At 39.2% G+C, this 16,677-nt stretch carries 14 protein-coding genes, 1 tRNA gene and 1 pseudogene; 10 read left to right on the top strand and 6 right to left on the bottom strand.

What is annotated here, in order from left to right:
• The 4 genes from HMPREF2701_RS09620 to HMPREF2701_RS09605 form a co-directional block, all read left to right on the top strand.
• On the top strand, positions 1 to 588 hold a 588-nt coding region (locus HMPREF2701_RS09620; protein ID WP_148130527.1), incomplete at its 5' end, for an MFS transporter.
• Positions 589 to 687: 99 nt separating this feature from the next.
• Complete coding sequence (truA, locus tag HMPREF2701_RS09615) at positions 688 to 1,437, top strand: tRNA pseudouridine(38-40) synthase TruA (RefSeq protein ID WP_061589878.1); 750 nt, start codon at positions 688 to 690, stop codon at positions 1,435 to 1,437.
• The gene (locus HMPREF2701_RS09610; protein ID WP_049492367.1) at positions 1,427 to 2,200 is read left to right on the top strand and encodes a bifunctional hydroxymethylpyrimidine kinase/phosphomethylpyrimidine kinase; all 774 of its coding nucleotides are present in this window, start codon (positions 1,427 to 1,429) and stop codon (positions 2,198 to 2,200) included. Before truA ends, HMPREF2701_RS09610 begins: the two co-directional genes overlap by 11 nt.
• The gene (locus tag HMPREF2701_RS09605) at positions 2,178 to 2,639 is read left to right on the top strand and encodes an ECF transporter S component (RefSeq protein ID WP_061589877.1); all 462 of its coding nucleotides are present in this window, start codon (positions 2,178 to 2,180) and stop codon (positions 2,637 to 2,639) included. The genes HMPREF2701_RS09610 and HMPREF2701_RS09605 overlap by 23 nt, the downstream gene beginning before the upstream one ends.
• 254 nt (positions 2,640 to 2,893) lie before the next feature.
• Here HMPREF2701_RS09605 and HMPREF2701_RS09600 read toward each other — a convergent pair whose 3' ends face one another.
• The 6 genes and pseudogenes from HMPREF2701_RS09600 to HMPREF2701_RS09575 form a co-directional block, all read right to left on the bottom strand.
• The gene (locus tag HMPREF2701_RS09600; RefSeq protein ID WP_049510662.1) at positions 2,894 to 5,491 is read right to left on the bottom strand and encodes a TrlF family AAA-like ATPase; all 2,598 of its coding nucleotides are present in this window, start codon (positions 5,489 to 5,491) and stop codon (positions 2,894 to 2,896) included.
• Between the two features lie 43 nt (positions 5,492 to 5,534).
• Positions 5,535 to 6,098 (bottom strand): annotated as a pseudogene (locus tag HMPREF2701_RS09595) (DpnII family type II restriction endonuclease); the annotation flags it as partial.
• A 26-nt stretch (positions 6,099 to 6,124) separates the two neighbouring features.
• Complete coding sequence (locus HMPREF2701_RS09590; protein WP_049510660.1) at positions 6,125 to 7,207, bottom strand: M24 family metallopeptidase; 1,083 nt, start codon at positions 7,205 to 7,207, stop codon at positions 6,125 to 6,127.
• A 127-nt stretch (positions 7,208 to 7,334) separates the two neighbouring features.
• Positions 7,335 to 8,117, bottom strand: coding sequence for a lipid II isoglutaminyl synthase subunit GatD (gene gatD / locus HMPREF2701_RS09585; RefSeq protein ID WP_049492357.1), 783 nt, complete (start codon positions 8,115 to 8,117; stop codon positions 7,335 to 7,337).
• A complete protein-coding gene (gene murT, locus HMPREF2701_RS09580) occupies positions 8,117 to 9,460 on the bottom strand; it encodes a lipid II isoglutaminyl synthase subunit MurT (protein WP_049510659.1) in 1,344 nt (447 codons plus the stop codon). Before murT ends, gatD begins: the two co-directional genes overlap by 1 nt.
• Before the next feature lie 98 nt (positions 9,461 to 9,558).
• The gene (locus tag HMPREF2701_RS09575; protein WP_049510658.1) at positions 9,559 to 10,875 is read right to left on the bottom strand and encodes an FAD-containing oxidoreductase; all 1,317 of its coding nucleotides are present in this window, start codon (positions 10,873 to 10,875) and stop codon (positions 9,559 to 9,561) included.
• Between the two features lie 329 nt (positions 10,876 to 11,204).
• Between HMPREF2701_RS09575 and HMPREF2701_RS09570 the strand changes: the two genes are divergently transcribed.
• The 6 genes from HMPREF2701_RS09570 (at position 11,205) to vex2 (ending at position 16,641) form a co-directional block, all read left to right on the top strand.
• On the top strand, positions 11,205 to 12,779 hold the full coding sequence (locus HMPREF2701_RS09570; RefSeq protein WP_061589876.1) for a degradosome RNA helicase CshA: 1,575 nt from the start codon (positions 11,205 to 11,207) through the stop codon (positions 12,777 to 12,779).
• Between the two features lie 255 nt (positions 12,780 to 13,034).
• A complete protein-coding gene (codY, locus tag HMPREF2701_RS09565) occupies positions 13,035 to 13,823 on the top strand; it encodes a GTP-sensing pleiotropic transcriptional regulator CodY (protein WP_000940738.1) in 789 nt (262 codons plus the stop codon).
• On the top strand, positions 13,823 to 14,398 hold the full coding sequence (locus HMPREF2701_RS09560) for a cysteine hydrolase family protein (RefSeq protein WP_070482870.1): 576 nt from the start codon (positions 13,823 to 13,825) through the stop codon (positions 14,396 to 14,398). The genes codY and HMPREF2701_RS09560 overlap by 1 nt, the downstream gene beginning before the upstream one ends.
• Positions 14,399 to 14,478: 80 nt before the next feature.
• Positions 14,479 to 14,564: transfer RNA gene (locus HMPREF2701_RS09555), tRNA-Leu, on the top strand.
• Positions 14,565 to 14,703: 139 nt separating this feature from the next.
• The gene (locus HMPREF2701_RS09550; protein ID WP_070482867.1) at positions 14,704 to 15,981 is read left to right on the top strand and encodes an ABC transporter permease; all 1,278 of its coding nucleotides are present in this window, start codon (positions 14,704 to 14,706) and stop codon (positions 15,979 to 15,981) included.
• Positions 15,982 to 15,993: 12 nt separating this feature from the next.
• Positions 15,994 to 16,641, top strand: coding sequence for an ABC transporter ATP-binding subunit Vex2 (gene vex2, locus HMPREF2701_RS09545; protein ID WP_023946252.1), 648 nt, complete (start codon positions 15,994 to 15,996; stop codon positions 16,639 to 16,641).
• The last annotated feature ends 36 nt before the right edge of the window (positions 16,642 to 16,677 follow it).

Genomic DNA, 16,677 nt, shown 5'->3' with positions numbered 1-16,677 from the left:
AAAAAAACAAAGGAAGCAAGTCGCTTAACTCGGGAAATGAAGGGCTTGATTTTTATCCTAGCTATTGAAGCGGCAGTTGTAGTTTGTACCAATACGGCTATTACTATTCGTATTCCAAGTTTGATGGTGGAAAGAGGACTTGGAGATGCCCAGTTATCTAGTTTTGTTCTTAGTGTCATGCAGTTGATCGGGATTGTGGCTGGTGTTAGTTTTTCTTTCTTGATTTCTATCTTTAAAGAGAAATTGCTCCTATGGTCAGGTATTACCTTTGGCTTAGGGCAAATTGTGATTGCCTTGTCTCCATCCTTGTGGGTGGTAGTGGCAGGAAGCATTCTTGCTGGTTTTGCCTACAGTGTAGCCTTGACGACGGTCTTTCAACTGGTCTCTGAACGAATTCCAGCTAAACTCCTCAATCAAGCAACTTCATTTGCAGTTTTAGGCTGTAGTTTCGGAGCCTTTACGACCCCATTTGTTCTAGGTGCGATTGGCTTACTAACTCACAATGGGATGTTGGTCTTTGCTATCTTAGGATCTTGGTTAATTGTAACCTCTATCTTTGTCATGTACCTACTTCAAAAGAGAGCTTAGGATTGGTTTCCTAAGTTTTTCTTTTTTGGATTTTTGTACCCAGACAATATTTGTTTTAGAACCTTGTTTACAGCTTATTTTCTTGATACAATAGAAGTTATGACGAGATATAAAGCAACTATTTCCTATGATGGTTACGCCTTTGCTGGTTTTCAGCGCCAGCCTCATGCGCGTAGTGTTCAGGAAGAAATTGAAAAAACCTTGACCAGGTTAAATAAAGGGCAAGCTATTACTGTTCACGGTGCTGGTAGGACAGATAGTGGGGTTCATGCTCTGGGACAGGTCATTCATTTTGACTTGCCTTATCAAATGGATGAGGAGAAGCTCCGTTTTGCTTTGGACACCCAGTCTCCTGAAGATATTGATGTGATTTCGATTGAGCTTGTGGCGGATGATTTTCATTGCCGTTATGCTAAGCACAGTAAGACCTATGAGTTTATCGTGGATAGGGGCCGTCCCAAGAATCCTATGCGCCGTCACTATGCCACTCACTTTCCCTATCCACTCGATGTGGAACGGATGCAGGAGGCTGTCAATAAATTAGAAGGTACTCATAATTTCACCGGCTTTACAGCCTCTGGGACTAGTGTAGAGGATAAGGTTCGCACCATCACAGAAGCTAGTTTAACAGTTGATGAAACAGGTCAGTTTTTGACCTTTACCTTTTCAGGAAATGGTTTCTTGTATAAGCAAATCCGGAATATGGTGGGGACACTGCTCAAAATCGGCAATAACCGCATGCCAGTAGAGCAGATTGACCTCATCTTGGAGAAAAAGGACAGGCAGCTTGCAGGTCCCACTGCAGCACCAAATGGTTTATATTTAAAGGAGATTCGTTATGAAGAATAATCGTATTTTAGCACTTTCGGGAAATGATATTTTTAGTGGTGGTGGTTTGTCCGCGGATTTGTCTACCTATACCTTGAACGGCTTGCATGGTTTTGTAGCAGTGACTTGTTTGACAGCCTTGACAGAAAAAGGATTTGAAGTCTTTCCAACTGACGATACCATTTTTCAACATGAATTAGATAGCTTGCGTGATGTGGAGTTTGCAGGGATTAAGATTGGTCTTCTACCAACTGTCAGTGTGGCTGAGAAAGCATTGGACTTTATCAAGCAACGCCCAGGAGTGCCTGTGGTTCTGGATCCTGTCTTGGTCTGCAAGGAAACGCACGATGTGGCTGTTAGTGAACTCTGCCAAGAGTTGATTCGCTTTTTCCCTCATGTCAGTGTGATTACGCCTAATCTTCCTGAAGCAGAATTATTGGCTGGTCAGGAAATCAAAACCTTGGAAGACATGAAAGCTGCAGCGCAGAAATTGCATGACTTAGGAGCGCCAGCAGTCATTATCAAGGGAGGCAATCGACTTAGTCAGGACAAGGCTGTAGATGTCTTTTATGACGGACAAAAATTTACAGTCCTAGAAAATCCCGTCATTCAAGGGCAAAATGCTGGTGCAGGTTGTACCTTTGCTTCTAGCATTGCCAGTCACTTGGTTAAAGGTGATGAACTTTTAGCAGCAGTAGAAAGCTCTAAGGCTTTCGTTTACCGTGCCATCGCACAAGCAGATCAGTATGGAGTAAGACAATATGAAGCAAACCAAAACAACTAAAATTGCCCTTGTATCCCTCTTAACGGCCCTTTCGGTAGTTCTAGGTTATTTCTTAAAAATTCAAACACCGACAGGTATTCTAACTTTTTTAGATGTGGGTATCTTCTTTGCGGCCTTTTACTTTGGTAGTCGTGAAGGGGCTGTAGTCGGAGGACTAGCAGGTTTCTTGATTGACTTCTTATCAGGCTACCCTCAATGGATGTTCTTTAGCTTGATCAACCATGGCTTGCAGGGATTTTTCGCAGGATTTAAAGGCAAGACTCAGTGGCTAGGCCTTATCTTGGCAACTATTGTCATGGTAGGGGGTTACGCCTTGGGTTCTACTTTGATGAATGGCTGGTCAGCAGCTCTACCAGAAATTTTACCAAATTTCATGCAAAATATGGTAGGGATGATTGTAGGGTTTGTAGTTTTTCAGAGTGTCAAGAAAATAAAATAAAAAGTCAGCTATAGGTAGCTTGATACTCAGCAGTCTAAATAATCTGAGTTCACTCACCTTATAAAATTTATAGCAAAATCTTAAAAGGACAGTTGATAATATACTGTCCTTTTTTGTTGATATATATTTTTTTTAGGATGAACTTTATTTGGAATTTACTAAAATAGGAAAAGTTTTATAATAAATTTCCTATGAGTTTTTATTATTAGTTATCAGTCACTTTTTAAAGCAATCACCTAAATAAGATCTATTAACTAAAACTGGTATTTTTCCTTCCGAATCTTAAAAGCAGTTTCACCACCTTCAAGAATATTCACAACTTGATTCATAACTTGTTTGTTATCAATCGATCCGATAGCATGTCCATTAATTTTGCCTTGTCCATCTTCTTCAACAAGTCCAATAATTAGTTCTGCATCACCAAAGACAGGAATGTTGGCATTATGAGTAGCAAAAATATATTGACGATTTGTTTTATTATTCCTAATTGAGGCAACTAAGCTATCTGCAATATAGGCATTATCAAGATTATCCTCGGGTTGATCAATAATTAAAGGATCCCTATTTTCGACTAATAGAATATTTAAGAGGGCCGTACACTGCTGACCTTTTGATAAATTATCCATAGATTTGAATTTATCTCCAACTTTGAGAGAAATATTAGTAATATCACCTAGAATGAGCTCTTCTAATTTCCAACATTGTTCATTAGTTAATCTACAAACTTTCTGCGATGTGTTACTAGTTAAGTTATATTCTTTAGCCAACTCAACCGGCCCTTTTCGAATATTCTCGATAAAAGTAATCATGTCAAAATTTTTGTAATCACTAATAGATTGAATTGATTTATCGCCAATTCCTTCAATTTTTTTGAGTTCCTCCAACAAAGATTCTTTATTTTGTAGGCAATCGATTTCTATTTTAACTAATTTGCCTAGATTGGATTTATCCAGCTTTTTAATTCGTTTAGATACTGCGTTAATATATTCTATATTAGCCTCTTTGCAATTCTCTAAAAGTTCTTTTCTAACTTTCTTTAACTTCTCCAACTCTTCTTTAGTTGCTTCAATTTTCAATAGAATAGGTTTTGAATCATTAATTTCTTTCAGCAGGCTACGATATTCTTCGAGCACTTCTTTACTATTTTTATCTTGTACTTCTGGAATGTCTTTGAATATTTTCTTGAATTTTATTTCTTCATTTTGCTTATATTTCCCCCACGACTCTTTTGTTTTTGAAACCTTTTCTTTTAGAGATGAAAATATCTTTTCTTGTTGTTTGAATATTATTTGACTTTCTCGATTATATTCATCTATAGAGTTAATGAGATTTGTTAAATCATCATTTTCTTTTCTGTCTCCTTCATTAATTATTGATTCTATTACAATCTCATTATCTGTAATTACATGATCACAGATAGCATCAGATAGTATAGATATTTTAGAGTCTATAGCGGTAATTTTAGTTATAGGAGCAATCTTTTCCTCTAACCCTGTTATAGAATTATAGTGTCTTAATTGTGATTGTTTCGCAGGTAAATCACTAGTATCTTTTTCTAATTTTTCTAGATTATTTGAAACTCTTAGAAGCTCCCGTGTATTTTCATTAAGAGATTCATATGCTTTTTTTCTTTTGTTAAGTATCTTTGAATCTATACAAATTAATCTTTTGACCGATTCGGTAATTCTTTTTTTGGATTTTATAACTTCAATTAATTCGTTTTGAGCATACACTTCTAAATTAGGCAATATTTCATCAATAGATAAATCAGATATTTCTCCGTTTTCATTTCTAATAGTAATATTTTGTTTATATCTCCTGCTAATATTAAATTGCTGTCCATTTTGCGAGTATGAAGTAATCGTTAACTTAACTTCGCCACCAGTTCCAAGATTCGACTCGGCAAAGGAGTCTATGTATTTTTCAAATTCTTTTGTGTAATGATATTTATCCAAACAATAAATAATTAGATTTATTAATGTAGATTTACCAGTTCCTCTACCTCCTATTATAGTAGAAACTTCATCAGAAAATGCAACAGCTAAGCCATCTAGGTATCCCCCAGATATAGAAATTTCGTCAATAGTGCTCTTATAGCATTTTTTTTCAGTACTGTTTAATTTTATCCTAGATTCCGAATCTTTAAATGCCATTTTAAATGCTTGAAAAGATAACTCTGACATTTTAACAAGTACACTAGCCACAGGCTTAGACAAATCTTCAGGCGATTCTATATCTGATGAGTTGATATATGCAATAGGTTTATTTCGTTTATAATTTGTATCCGTATTTTGAATTATATTTTTATAATTTGGGTCAATATTTTCTATGCTATTCGGAATTTGTGCAACAGAAAGAAGTTCATTTTTCCATATATGATTCATTTTCCCAATTTTAAGTATGCCATTGTCACCTGTAATATGGGCTGCATACCAGAAACCATCATTATCTTGAACTTTTTTAGCAATTTCTAAACATGAAAGATTGCTAGATTCAGTTCCATTTTTAATATCTGTAGGCAAGCCTAGTTGACCTAAAATCCTATTTAGTCTTGAATTATCGAATTCAGGTGAGAATAAACAAACCATATGAATTTTTTCAGCCGAAGAAATTTCAAACCCTGGTAAAGTTAAAATACCATTTTCAGACAGATAGGTTCGAAGGCTTGTAGAAGAGTCGATACTACCATGGTCTGCAAGGCCAACTACTTTTATTCCATTTTTTAAACACTCCTCAAGTATCTTTTTGTTATACTCTTCTTCATCAATAATAGTTTTTCCTCTAAACTTTGAATAAGAATATGGGTTTACTTGCAATGCGCATTTATAATATCTTGCATAATGTTTTTCCATAATATTTACCTGACCTTTGAATGTTAGTTTGAACTATCGCGAATTATTTTAAAAGCTCACGCATAAAGTTATTTTTAAGCATATTCAAATTAAAAACATTTTGAATGTGTTCAAATGCTTCGGAGAGTGGTAAGTGAGTAGTTTTCCAACCTTGTCCATCTGTCACCCAGATAAACTCAATGTCATCTTTTAATTCTTTAATAAACTGATTAAGTTTAGTAAATTCACCAGCAACCGCTTTAAGTTTACTTCCACTGCCACCATAGTAGTTCGTTTCAATGAGCCAAACTTTATGACGTTCCCTAGAATAAACAGCTACATCAAAGCGCCGTTCTGATTTATCTACTAGCACCTCAATACCCCAATTTGATTTAATAAATGAGGCAGTTGCTTGAGCTTTCCATTTAAGTCCTTGTTTTTGAGCTATTTTTGCAACGTGTCGTTTTAAGATACCTTCCATTATTGTGCCACTACGATTTTTACGAGCGTTACTATCCAAACCAGCCTCTACACCATAAACATAATCAACTAAAGAACGGTTCACTTTATTTTGGAGAAAATCTAATAAACCAGATTGTTCCGCAAAAACAACATAATCCACAATTTGAGCTGACTTTTTGCTTGTCTCTAAGTTTAATCAAAATAAAGTAAATCTTTGCTGGTGCTTGTAAAGAGGTCAAATCCATCCTTAGTAACAACACCGCAGTCTTCGATACGGACACCAACTTTACTAGGGATATAGATACCTGGTTCAACAGAGAAGCACATGCCTTCTTCGATGACCATGTCGTTTCCTTCCATGATAGATGGGAATTCGTGAACATCCATACCGATACCGTGACCGAGACGGTGGTTGAAGTACTCGCCGTAACCAGCTTTTTCGATGACTTCGCGAGCGGCGCGGTCCACTTCATGGGCAGTTACACCTGGCTTGATAAAGTCAAGTGCAGCTTGTTGGGCTTCAAGAGTCAAGTTGTAGATATCTTTCTTGAATTGGTCTGGTTTGCCGACAGCGACTGTACGCGTCATATCTGACGCGTAGCCATTGACGAGGACACCAAGGTCAAAGAGGAGAAGAGCATCATTTTCCACCTTGTTAGCTGCTGGGATACCGTGTGGATTTGCAGCATTGTCACCAGTTAAGACCATGGTATCAAAGCTCATTTCATAACCTTCACGTTTCATAGCAAAGTCGATTTGTGCAATGATATCTGTCTCCGTCTTATCAAGAGAAATATTGTCAAAACCAACATGAACAGCCTTGTCAGCATAGAGACCTGCAACCATCATTTTTTGCACCTCGTCAGCTGATTTGATGAGGCGCATGCGTTGGATACGAGGAGTGAGGTTTTCAAACCCAGCAGTTTCAAAGACTGTTTTCAAGCCATGGTATTTGGTCAAAATGAGATTGTCAAACTCAACAGCAACGCGTTTGAAGTCGTGCTGTGGAAGAGCATGTTTCATTTTTTGCCATGGGTTTTCAGAATCCACATAGCCGACAACTGGGAAGGAAACGGTGCTACTCGCACGTTCCACTTCAAGGGCTGGGACAAAGAGGAGAGGTTCCTGATCTGCTAGAACAAAAAGGAACATTTGGCGTTCATGGGGATCACTGTAAAAGCCAGTGAGGTAATTGATAGTGACGGGGTCAGATACGACAGCGACGTCTAGTTTTTCTGATTCAAGATATGTTACGATTTGTTGTAATTTAGACATATGCTACCTTCTTTCTACCCCTCTATTTTGGCAAAAAAAGAGAGAAAATGCAAGGGAGAAGGGTAAAAGAACAGGCAAAAAGAACTCCGAAACGATAGCGGAGTTCTTTGATATGGTTTTCTTTGGTTTAAGAAAAGTCAGCCTTGCTTTTCACATCACTGTATTCTTCAGCGATTTCTTGACTGAGGATGTCCTCATAGGCAGGGAGTTGGATGTCCTGTCCGTACTTTTTCTTGAGAGCAGTAGTGACTAGGCGATAGGCCAGATTAGCATTACGAGAGAGGATAGGTCCGTGGAAGTAGGAACCAAAGACATTCTTATAATGAACCCCTTCGCCGATCTTTTCTTCGTTGTTTCCATTTCCATAAACCACTTGTCCCAGCGGTTTTTGGTCATCAGAAAGGAAAGTACGGCCTTGGTGATTTTCAAAGCCATAGTAGGTTTCATCGAAATCTTCATTATGAATCTTGATGTCACCGATAAAGCGGTTATTGGTCTGGTTGAGGGTGTAGTGCCCCATGACCCCTAGCCCTTCGATACGTTTTCCTGAAGCCTCAACATAATATTGGCCCAATAGTTGGAAACCACCGCAGATAGCAAGAACCACACCGTCGTTTTGGATGTAGTTGTCAATGCTCTCTTTTTTAGCAGGTAGATCGTCTGCGATGATACTTTGTTCAAAGTCTTGACCTCCACCGAAAAAGGCGATGTCATAGTGGTTTTCATCAAAGTCATCATGGAGAGAAACGATGTCAACCGTCACATGGGCTCCCAGCTTTTCAGCCACATACTTGAGCATGAGGATGTTTCCATTGTCCCCGTATGTATTCATGAGGTTTCCATAGAGGTGGGCAATGTTGAGCTGATAAGGGTAATTGCCAGTTTTTGAGGAAAGTGAAGTATAAACCATTAGTTCATCTCCTTTCTAACAATCTGACGACTAGCCAGCAGTTCGCGGAATTCAAGCATAGCAGTATAAGTTGCCAGAATATAAGCATGCTTGCAGTCTTGGTTTTCAATGGTCTTAAGAACTTGTTCCAGACTACTTATTTCAGTGATTTTCTCAGCTGGATAGCCTGTCACTCGGAGGCGACGTGCGATTTCAGAATGACGAACACCGCCAGCGTTAATTTCTGGAATATCCATCTCAGTGATTTGTTCAAAATCAGCATCCCAGATCCAGCTGGTATCAATTCCATCTGCATAGTTGGCATTTAGGAGAACAGATAGGCTAAATGGATAAGGAGCTAGCTTAATCATTTCAATCGCCTGAGTTGCACCGACAGGATTTTTAATCAAAACAAGGGTGCATTCCTTGTCACCGATATGGAAGGTTTCTTGGCGTCCAAAGACAGCACGGCTCTTATCAAATCCTTGCTTGATGAGTTGTGAATCTGCGCCGAGGAAACGGGCGATGGCAACCGCTGCTAGGGCGTTGTAGATATTGTAGAGTCCACCGATTTGAATACCGTATTCTTGTCCGTCAATGACAAAGCGAGAGCGATTGTTGGTCAACTCAACTAGTTCTGTCAAGCGATAGTCGAGATCAGGACGTTTACATCCACAGCCTTCACAGATATAGGCACCCAAGTTTGCATAGGTATTGTGCTCATATTTGAGGATGCCTTGGCAGTCAGGGCAGAGAATTCCTTCTGTATTGTAGTGAGCTTCTCGAGCGGGTCCTTTTTCTAAGTCAAAACCAAAATACTGTACAGGATTTGGAATAGCTGGCTTGTAGAAAAGTGGACTGTCTCCATTAAGGAGAACAGTAGCCGTAGGCACTTTACGAATAGCATCCAAAATCATCTTGTAAGTTGTGTAAATCTCACCATAGCGGTCCATCTGGTCACGGAAGATATTGGTGATGACAAATAAGCTTGGCTGGATATAGTCACAGATACGAGATAGACTGGCCTCGTCGATTTCTAATACTGCAATGTTTTTTCCAGTTTTAGAAGATTTGGCAGTCAGGAAAGTTGTCGCAATCCCTGTAATCATGTTGGCACCGCTTGGATTGGTCAGAACTTGACCATAAACCTCTTTTAAAATGCCGACAGTGAGGGCAGTTGTCAAGGTTTTTCCGTTGGTTCCAGTGATCACGACAATCTCGTAGTTCTTAGCTAGGTTTTGTAAAATATCTTTATCAAATTGAAGGGCGACTTTTCCTGGAAGCGTACTCCCTCGGCCAAGACGGCTTAAAATGAAGTGGGAAGAACGCCCGGCAAGAAGGCCCAAAGTAGTTTTTAATTTCATGTTTCTATTATATCATAAAAGAAGGAAAAGACAGATTTGAGATTTCGCAGAAATAAAAACAGCCCAAGGAGAGCTGTTCGATATGATTAAATCTCAACTTAAATCGCAAACAAGTCATTCAAGTTCTCAGCCAAGGTTGGGTGAGTGAAAATTTGTTTTGTGAAGTAAGTGTAAGGAATCTTGTTGTCCATAGCAACAGTGATGATGTTGATGATTTCTTGAGATCCTTCTGAGAAGATGCTTGCTCCAAGAATTTCTTTTGTTTCAGTATTAACAACAGCTTTGAAAGCTCCGCGAAGGTCTCCGTTTACGTGACCACGAGGCATTGCTGCAACAGGGATTTCCTTAACGGCGTATGGAAGTTTCAAATCAGCTGCTTGGCTTTCAGTCAAACCAACTTGTGAAAGGGCAGGTGTGATAAACATGGTGTTTGGTACATTGAGACGATCTTCAAGTGTGTAGCTGCCATCTCCAGCAAGGTAGCTGTAAACAACACGGAAGTCATCAAGTGAAATGTAAGTAAATTGAAGGCCACCGTTGACATCTCCAACTGCAAAGACACCAGGAACGTTTGTTTGACAATGTTTGTCTACTTTAATAGCGCCACGTTCAGTTAGTTCAATATCTGTATTTTCAAGTTGAAGTGGTTCTACATTTGGTTTGCGTCCAGTTGCGTAAAGAAGGGCGTCGAAACGGTAAGTTTCGTTTTCAGTCACGACGAGCACTTGGTCACCGTCGTTTTTGATTTCAGTAGTACGGATGTTTTGAAGCAATTCAATACCGTCTTCTTCCATGTATTGTTTAGCAAGAGCTGCGATGGAAGGTTCTGCACGAGGTAGGAAAGTATCCAAGGCATCTAGGACTGTAACCTTGCTTCCTAGTTTATTGTAAAGGCCAGCAAATTCAAGACCGATATTTCCGCCACCAAGAACACCAAGTTTTTTAGGCAATTTGTCCAAGTTTTGGATACCTGTTGAGTCAAAGACGTTTTTGCTTGTAGCAAGTCCAGGGATTGGCAAGACGTTTGAAACAGCACCAGTGTTGATGACGATTGTTTCAGCAGTCAGTTCTTTCTTTTCATCACCAGCTTGGATTTCGATGACTTTATTTGAAAGGAAGTGAGCTTCCGCATCAAAGATATCTACGCCTGTACCAGCAACAGTCGCATAGTTTTTACCGTTGAGGCGACCAGTGATAGTGTTTTTGGTAGCAATGACTTCTTCAAAAGACAAGTCTTTTTCAGCAGCAACTAGCAAAGTCTTAGTTGGGATACAACCAATGTTGATACAAGTTCCACCGTACATGGCTTTGCTACGTTCAATGAGGGCAACTTTTTTGCCAGCTGAAGCCAATTTACCAGCTAGTGTTTTACCAGCTTTACCAAATCCGATAACGATTAAATCATAAGTTAACATTTAGAGTTCCTCCTATTCGAATTTCATTCTAGCACAAGAAAAAAACTTTTGCACAATTCTGCTACGCTTTAAAAAAGTTTATGAAATAGTGGAAATTACAGCCTTACTTTCTCAGAAAAATCGTTTACATGACTTTATCGACGGATTTAACTATCTTTTGCTCTGGTCTTGTGTTATACTAGATAGGTTGCAAAGAAAACAGTACTTTTCTTTTGTGGAAAAGAAGCAACACGATTTTATATCCAGTATATGAAAATACGTCATAAAAAGAAAAGTATAAACTAAGCCCTATAGGGTGGCTTCGCACCACCTTTAGAAAGAAGAATAACGTGAAATTTAATGAATTAAACTTGTCTGCTGATTTGCTAGCAGAGATTGAAAAAGCTGGTTTTGTAGAAGCCAGTCCGATCCAAGAGCAAACTATTCCCTTGGCCCTTGAAGGCAAGGACGTTATCGGTCAAGCTCAGACTGGTACAGGAAAAACTGCAGCCTTTGGCTTGCCAACCCTTGAAAAAATCCGTACAGAAGAAGCGACCATTCAAGCTTTGGTTATCGCTCCAACACGTGAACTTGCTGTCCAAAGTCAAGAAGAACTCTTCCGTTTTGGTCGTAGCAAGGGAGTCAAAGTCCGTTCAGTATATGGCGGATCAAGCATTGAAAAACAAATTAAGGCTCTAAAATCTGGTGCCCATATCGTGGTGGGAACACCTGGTCGTCTCTTGGACTTGATTAAACGCAAGGCCTTGAAATTACAAGACATTGAAACCCTTATCCTTGACGAAGCGGATGAAATGCTCAACATGGGCTTCCTTGAAGACATTGAAGCGATCATCTCCCGTGTCCCTGAAAGCCGTCAAACCTTACTTTTCTCAGCAACAATGCCGGATGCTATCAAACGTATTGGTGTTCAGTTTATGAAAGAGCCTGAGCATGTCAAGATTGCGGCTAAGGAATTGACAACAGAATTGGTTGACCAGTACTATATCCGTGTTAAGGAACAAGAAAAATTTGATACTATGACCCGTCTTATGGATGTGGAACAGCCAGAACTTGCTATCGTATTTGGTCGTACAAAACGTCGTGTGGATGAATTGACTCGTGGACTGAAAATCCGTGGCTTCCGTGCAGAAGGAATTCATGGAGACCTAGACCAAAACAAACGTCTTCGTGTCCTTCGTGACTTTAAAAATGGCAATCTTGATGTTTTGGTTGCGACAGACGTTGCGGCGCGTGGCTTGGATATTTCAGGTGTGACCCATGTCTATAACTACGATATTCCACAAGATCCTGAAAGTTATGTTCACCGTATCGGTCGTACAGGTCGTGCTGGCAAGTCAGGTCAGTCTATTACTTTCGTATCACCAAATGAAATGGGCTACCTCCAAATCATTGAAAACTTAACCAAAAAACGCATGAAAGGTCTTAAACCTGCAAGTGCAGAAGAAGCCTTCCAAGCAAAAAAACACGTAGCTCTTAAGAAAATCGAGCGTGATTTTGCAGATGAGACTATCCGTGCCAATTTTGAGAAATTTGGTAAGGATGCTCGTAAGCTAGCTGCCGAATTTACTCCAGAAGAATTGGCAATGTATATCTTGAGTCTGACTGTTCAAGACCCAGATAGTCTTCCTGAAGTGGAGATTGCACGTGAAAAACCACTGCCATTTAAACCATCAGGTAATGGCTTCGGTGGTAAAGGTAAGGGAGGTCGTCGTGGAGATGACCGTCGTGATAATCGCCGTGGAGACAACCGTCGTGGTGGTCGTCGTGATGATTTCAAAAAAGGAAGTCGTGGCAATGATCGTTTTGATAAGGAAAAACGTTACCGTAAGGATAATAAAAAACCACGCAATACTTCAAGTGAAAAGCAAACAGGCTTTGTGATTCGTAACAAGGGCGATAAATAAGAAAAAGCGGTTCAAAATGAATCGCTTTTTTATATAAGGAGACCGAATGGAAAAGAAAGATAAATAAAATAGATATATTATCTTCTTATAATATTATGATACACAAAAATAGGGGGCTTGTCAATAGAAAAGAAGCAATTTAATTAAAAATATTCTTGTTTTTTAAAATTGCAATTAAATAAGCAATTTTCAGATAATAATTGAAAATTCAAGCTGTTTATGTTATAATGATAGCGATTAAATTCGAGGTGAAAAATGGCACATTTATTAGAAAAAACTAGAAAAATTACTTCTATCCTGAAGCGCTCAGAGGAGCAGTTGCAGGAAGAACTTCCCTACAATGCGATTACCCGTCAATTGGCAGATATTATTGATTGTAACGCCTGTATCGTCAATAGCAAGGGACGTCTCCTTGGTTATTTCATGCGTTACAAAACCAATACAGATCGTGTAGAGCAATTCTTCCAAACTAAGATTTTCCCAGATGACTACATTCAAGGTGCGAACATGATCTACGATACAGAAGCCAATCTGACAGTTGATCATGATTTAAGTATTTTTCCTGTGGAAAGTCGTGCCGACTTTCCAGATGGTTTGACGACTATTGCACCGATTCATGTATCAGGGATTCGACTTGGTTCTTTGATTATTTGGCGCAATGATAAAAAATTCGAAGACGAGGATTTGATTCTTGTTGAGATTGCGAGTACCGTGGTTGGGATTCAACTCCTTAATTTCCAACGTGAAGAAGATGAGAAAAATATCCGTCGCCGTACTGCTGTTACCATGGCGGTTAATACTCTGTCTTACTCCGAACTTCGTGCTGTTTCAGCAATTTTAGGGGAATTAAATGGAAATGAAGGGCAGTTGACTGCATCAGTGATTGCAGATCGTATCGGAATCACTCGCTCTGTGATTGTCAATGCCCTTCGTAAACTTGAGTCTGCAGGGATTATTGAAAGTCGCTCACTTGGAATGAAGGGAACCTATCTTAAGGTCTTGATTTCAGATATTTTTGAAGAAGTGAAGAAAAGAGATTACTAATGACTAAGGCTTTGATTTCGATTGATTATACAGAAGATTTTGTTGCTGATAGTGGGAAGCTGACAGCAGGTGCTTCAGCTCAGGCAATTTCAGAAGCCATTAGCAAAGTGACTCGATTAGCTTTTGAACGAGGAGACTACATCTTCTTTACCATTGATGCTCATGAAGAAAACGATTGTTTTCATCCAGAAAGCAAGCTGTTTCCTCCTCACAATTTGATTGGGACTAGTGGACGGAATTTATACGGAGATTTGGGGACATTTTATCAAGAGCATGGTTCAGACAGTCGTGTCTTTTGGATGGATAAACGCCATTACTCTGCTTTTTCAGGGACTGACCTGGATATCCGCTTGAGAGAGCGTCGAATTTCTACAGTTATCTTAACAGGAGTCTTGACGGATATCTGTGTCCTGCATACAGCTATAGATGCCTATAATCTAGGATATGACATCGAGATTGTTAAACCAGCTGTTGCTTCCATCTGGCCTGAAAATCACCAATTTGCCCTTGGACATTTTAAAAATACACTTGGAGCTAAGTTAGTAGATGAAAATCTAAATGAAATTTCTGAGTAATTTGGTTGATGAAATGAAAAAAATTGAAAAAAAGTGTTGACAAGCATCCTAAAAGTTGATATACTAGTAAAGTAATCGACGCGGGGATGGCGGAATTGGCAGACGCGCAGGACTAAGGATCCTGTGACCGCTTTAGGTCGTGAGGGTTCAAGTCCCTCTCTCCGCATAGGATAAGAGTTAGCTTAAGCTAGCTCTTTTGTTTTCATCTAATTCAAGTAGAGCAAAAAATTTTTGCTCTTTTTTTGTATTTCATAAACATTTCATATTTGGATTTTATAATAGTCTTACAAATATGGAGGTGACAAATGAATCCAATCCAAAGAGCTTGGGCCTATGTCAGCAGAAAACGACTGAGAAGTTTTATTTTATTTCTGATTTTATTGGTCCTATTGGCTGGAATTTCAGCCTGTTTGACTTTGATGAAGTCCAACAAAACAGTTGAAACCAATCTTTACAAATCACTCAACACATCTTTTTCTATTAAGAAGATAGAAAATGGTCAGACTTTCAAGTTATCAGAGTTAGCATCTGTAAGCAAGATTAAGGGACTGGAAAATGTTTCTCCTGAACTCGAGACGGTCGCAAAACTAAAAGACAAGGAAGCGGTGAGTGGCGAGCAGAGCGTGGAGCGTGATGATTTGTCAGCTGCGGACAAGAACTTGGTTAGCTTAACTGCTCTTGAGGATTCATCCAAGGATGTGACCTTCACCAGCTCGGCTTTCAACTTAAAAGAAGGGCGACACCTTCAAAAAGGGGATTCAAAGAAAATCATCATCCACGAAGAGTTGGCTAAGAAGAACGGTCTTTCGCTTCATGACAAGATTCGTTTAGATGCTGGACAGTCAGAAGCTGGCAAAGGACAAACAGTTGAGTTTGAAATTGTCGGCATCTTCTCTGGTAAAAAACAAGAGAAATTTACAGGCTTGTCTTCCGACTTCAGTGAAAACCAGGTCTTTACAGACTATGAAAGTAGCCAAAGCCTTCTGGGTAATGGTGAACCTCTAGTCAGTGCAGCTCGTTTCTATGTAGAAAATCCTAAGGAAATGGACGAACTCATGAAGCAGGTAGAAAATTTGTCTTTGGAAAATCAAGGTTATCAAGTCGAAAAGGAAAACAAGGCTTTTGAACAAATCAAAGACTCAGTTGCTACTTTCCAAACCTTTCTGACCATCTTCCTTTATGGGATGTTGATAGCAGGAGCAGGGGCCTTAATTCTGGTTTTGTCTCTCTGGTTGAGAGAAAGGGTCTACGAAGTGGGAATTTTACTGGCACTTGGAAAAGACAAGAGCTCGATTTTCCTACAATTCTGTTTAGAGGTAGTTTTGGTATCTCTCGGAGCTTTGCTTCCAGCATTTGTTGCAGGAAACACAATCACAACTTACCTACTCCAAACCCTACTAGCAAGTGGAGACCAGGCAGCCCTACAAGACACGCTAGCTAAAGCAAGCAGTTTATCAACTAGTATCCTATCTTTTGCAGAATCCTATGTTTTTCTAGTTCTGCTTAGTTGCTTATCTGTAGCTCTTTGTTTCCTATTCTTATTTAGAAAATCGCCGAAAGAAATTTTATCATCTATTAGTTAAGAAGGAGAAATCATGACTTTATTACAATTACAAGATGTTACCTATCGTTATAAGAACACTGCTGAAGCAGTCCTATATCAGATCAATTATAATTTTGAACCCGGGAAATTTTACAGTATTATTGGTGAGTCAGGAGCAGGAAAATCCACACTCTTGTCCCTACTTGCTGGTCTAGATAGTCCTGTTGAAGGTTCTATCCTTTTTCAAGGAGAGGATATTCGTAAGAAGGGCTATTCTTACCATCGCATGCATCATATTTCCTTGGTATTTCAAAATTATAATTTGATAGATTATCTTTCTCCACTGGAAAATATCCGCTTGGTCAACAAAAAGGCAAGCAAGGATACACTGCTTGAGCTTGGTTTAGATGAAAGTCAGATCAAGCGGAATGTTCTCCAGTTATCAGGTGGTCAACAGCAACGTGTTGCCATTGCTCGTAGTTTGGTATCAGAAGCTCCAGTTATTCTAGCTGATGAGCCAACAGGAAATCTAGACCCTAAAACTGCTGGAGATATTATCGAACTGCTCAAATCACTTGCCCAGAAAACAGGTAAATGTGTCATCGTCGTAACTCACAGCAAAGAAGTGGCACAAGCGTCAGATATTACACTTGAGTTGAAAGATAAGAAACTAACTGAAACTCGCAATACTACGAAATAATACGAGCTTTTTCTCTTAGAACTATAAAATAGAACA

The sequence above is a fragment of the Streptococcus sp. HMSC077D04 genome, assembly GCF_001808785.1.
Classification (GTDB): Bacteria; Bacillota; Bacilli; order Lactobacillales; family Streptococcaceae; genus Streptococcus; species Streptococcus mitis_BX.
This window is presented reverse-complemented; position numbering and strand designations above follow the sequence as displayed.

Bases quoted from the DNA above. Each gene is read 5' to 3' on its own strand.
- truA (WP_061589878.1), top strand. From the start codon at position 688: ATGACGAGATATAAAGCAACTATTTCCTATGATGGTTACGCCTTTGCT.
- HMPREF2701_RS09610 (WP_049492367.1), top strand. From the start codon at position 1,427: ATGAAGAATAATCGTATTTTAGCACTTTCGGGAAATGATATTTTTAGT.
- HMPREF2701_RS09605 (WP_061589877.1), top strand. From the start codon at position 2,178: ATGAAGCAAACCAAAACAACTAAAATTGCCCTTGTATCCCTCTTAACG.
- HMPREF2701_RS09600 (WP_049510662.1), bottom strand. From the start codon at position 5,491: ATGGAAAAACATTATGCAAGATATTATAAATGCGCATTGCAAGTAAAC.
- HMPREF2701_RS09590 (WP_049510660.1), bottom strand. From the start codon at position 7,207: ATGTCTAAATTACAACAAATCGTAACATATCTTGAATCAGAAAAACTA.
- gatD (WP_049492357.1), bottom strand. From the start codon at position 8,117: ATGGTTTATACTTCACTTTCCTCAAAAACTGGCAATTACCCTTATCAG.
- murT (WP_049510659.1), bottom strand. From the start codon at position 9,460: ATGAAATTAAAAACTACTTTGGGCCTTCTTGCCGGGCGTTCTTCCCAC.
- HMPREF2701_RS09575 (WP_049510658.1), bottom strand. From the start codon at position 10,875: ATGTTAACTTATGATTTAATCGTTATCGGATTTGGTAAAGCTGGTAAA.
- codY (WP_000940738.1), top strand. From the start codon at position 13,035: ATGGCACATTTATTAGAAAAAACTAGAAAAATTACTTCTATCCTGAAG.
- HMPREF2701_RS09560 (WP_070482870.1), top strand. From the start codon at position 13,823: ATGACTAAGGCTTTGATTTCGATTGATTATACAGAAGATTTTGTTGCT.
- HMPREF2701_RS09550 (WP_070482867.1), top strand. From the start codon at position 14,704: ATGAATCCAATCCAAAGAGCTTGGGCCTATGTCAGCAGAAAACGACTG.
- vex2 (WP_023946252.1), top strand. From the start codon at position 15,994: ATGACTTTATTACAATTACAAGATGTTACCTATCGTTATAAGAACACT.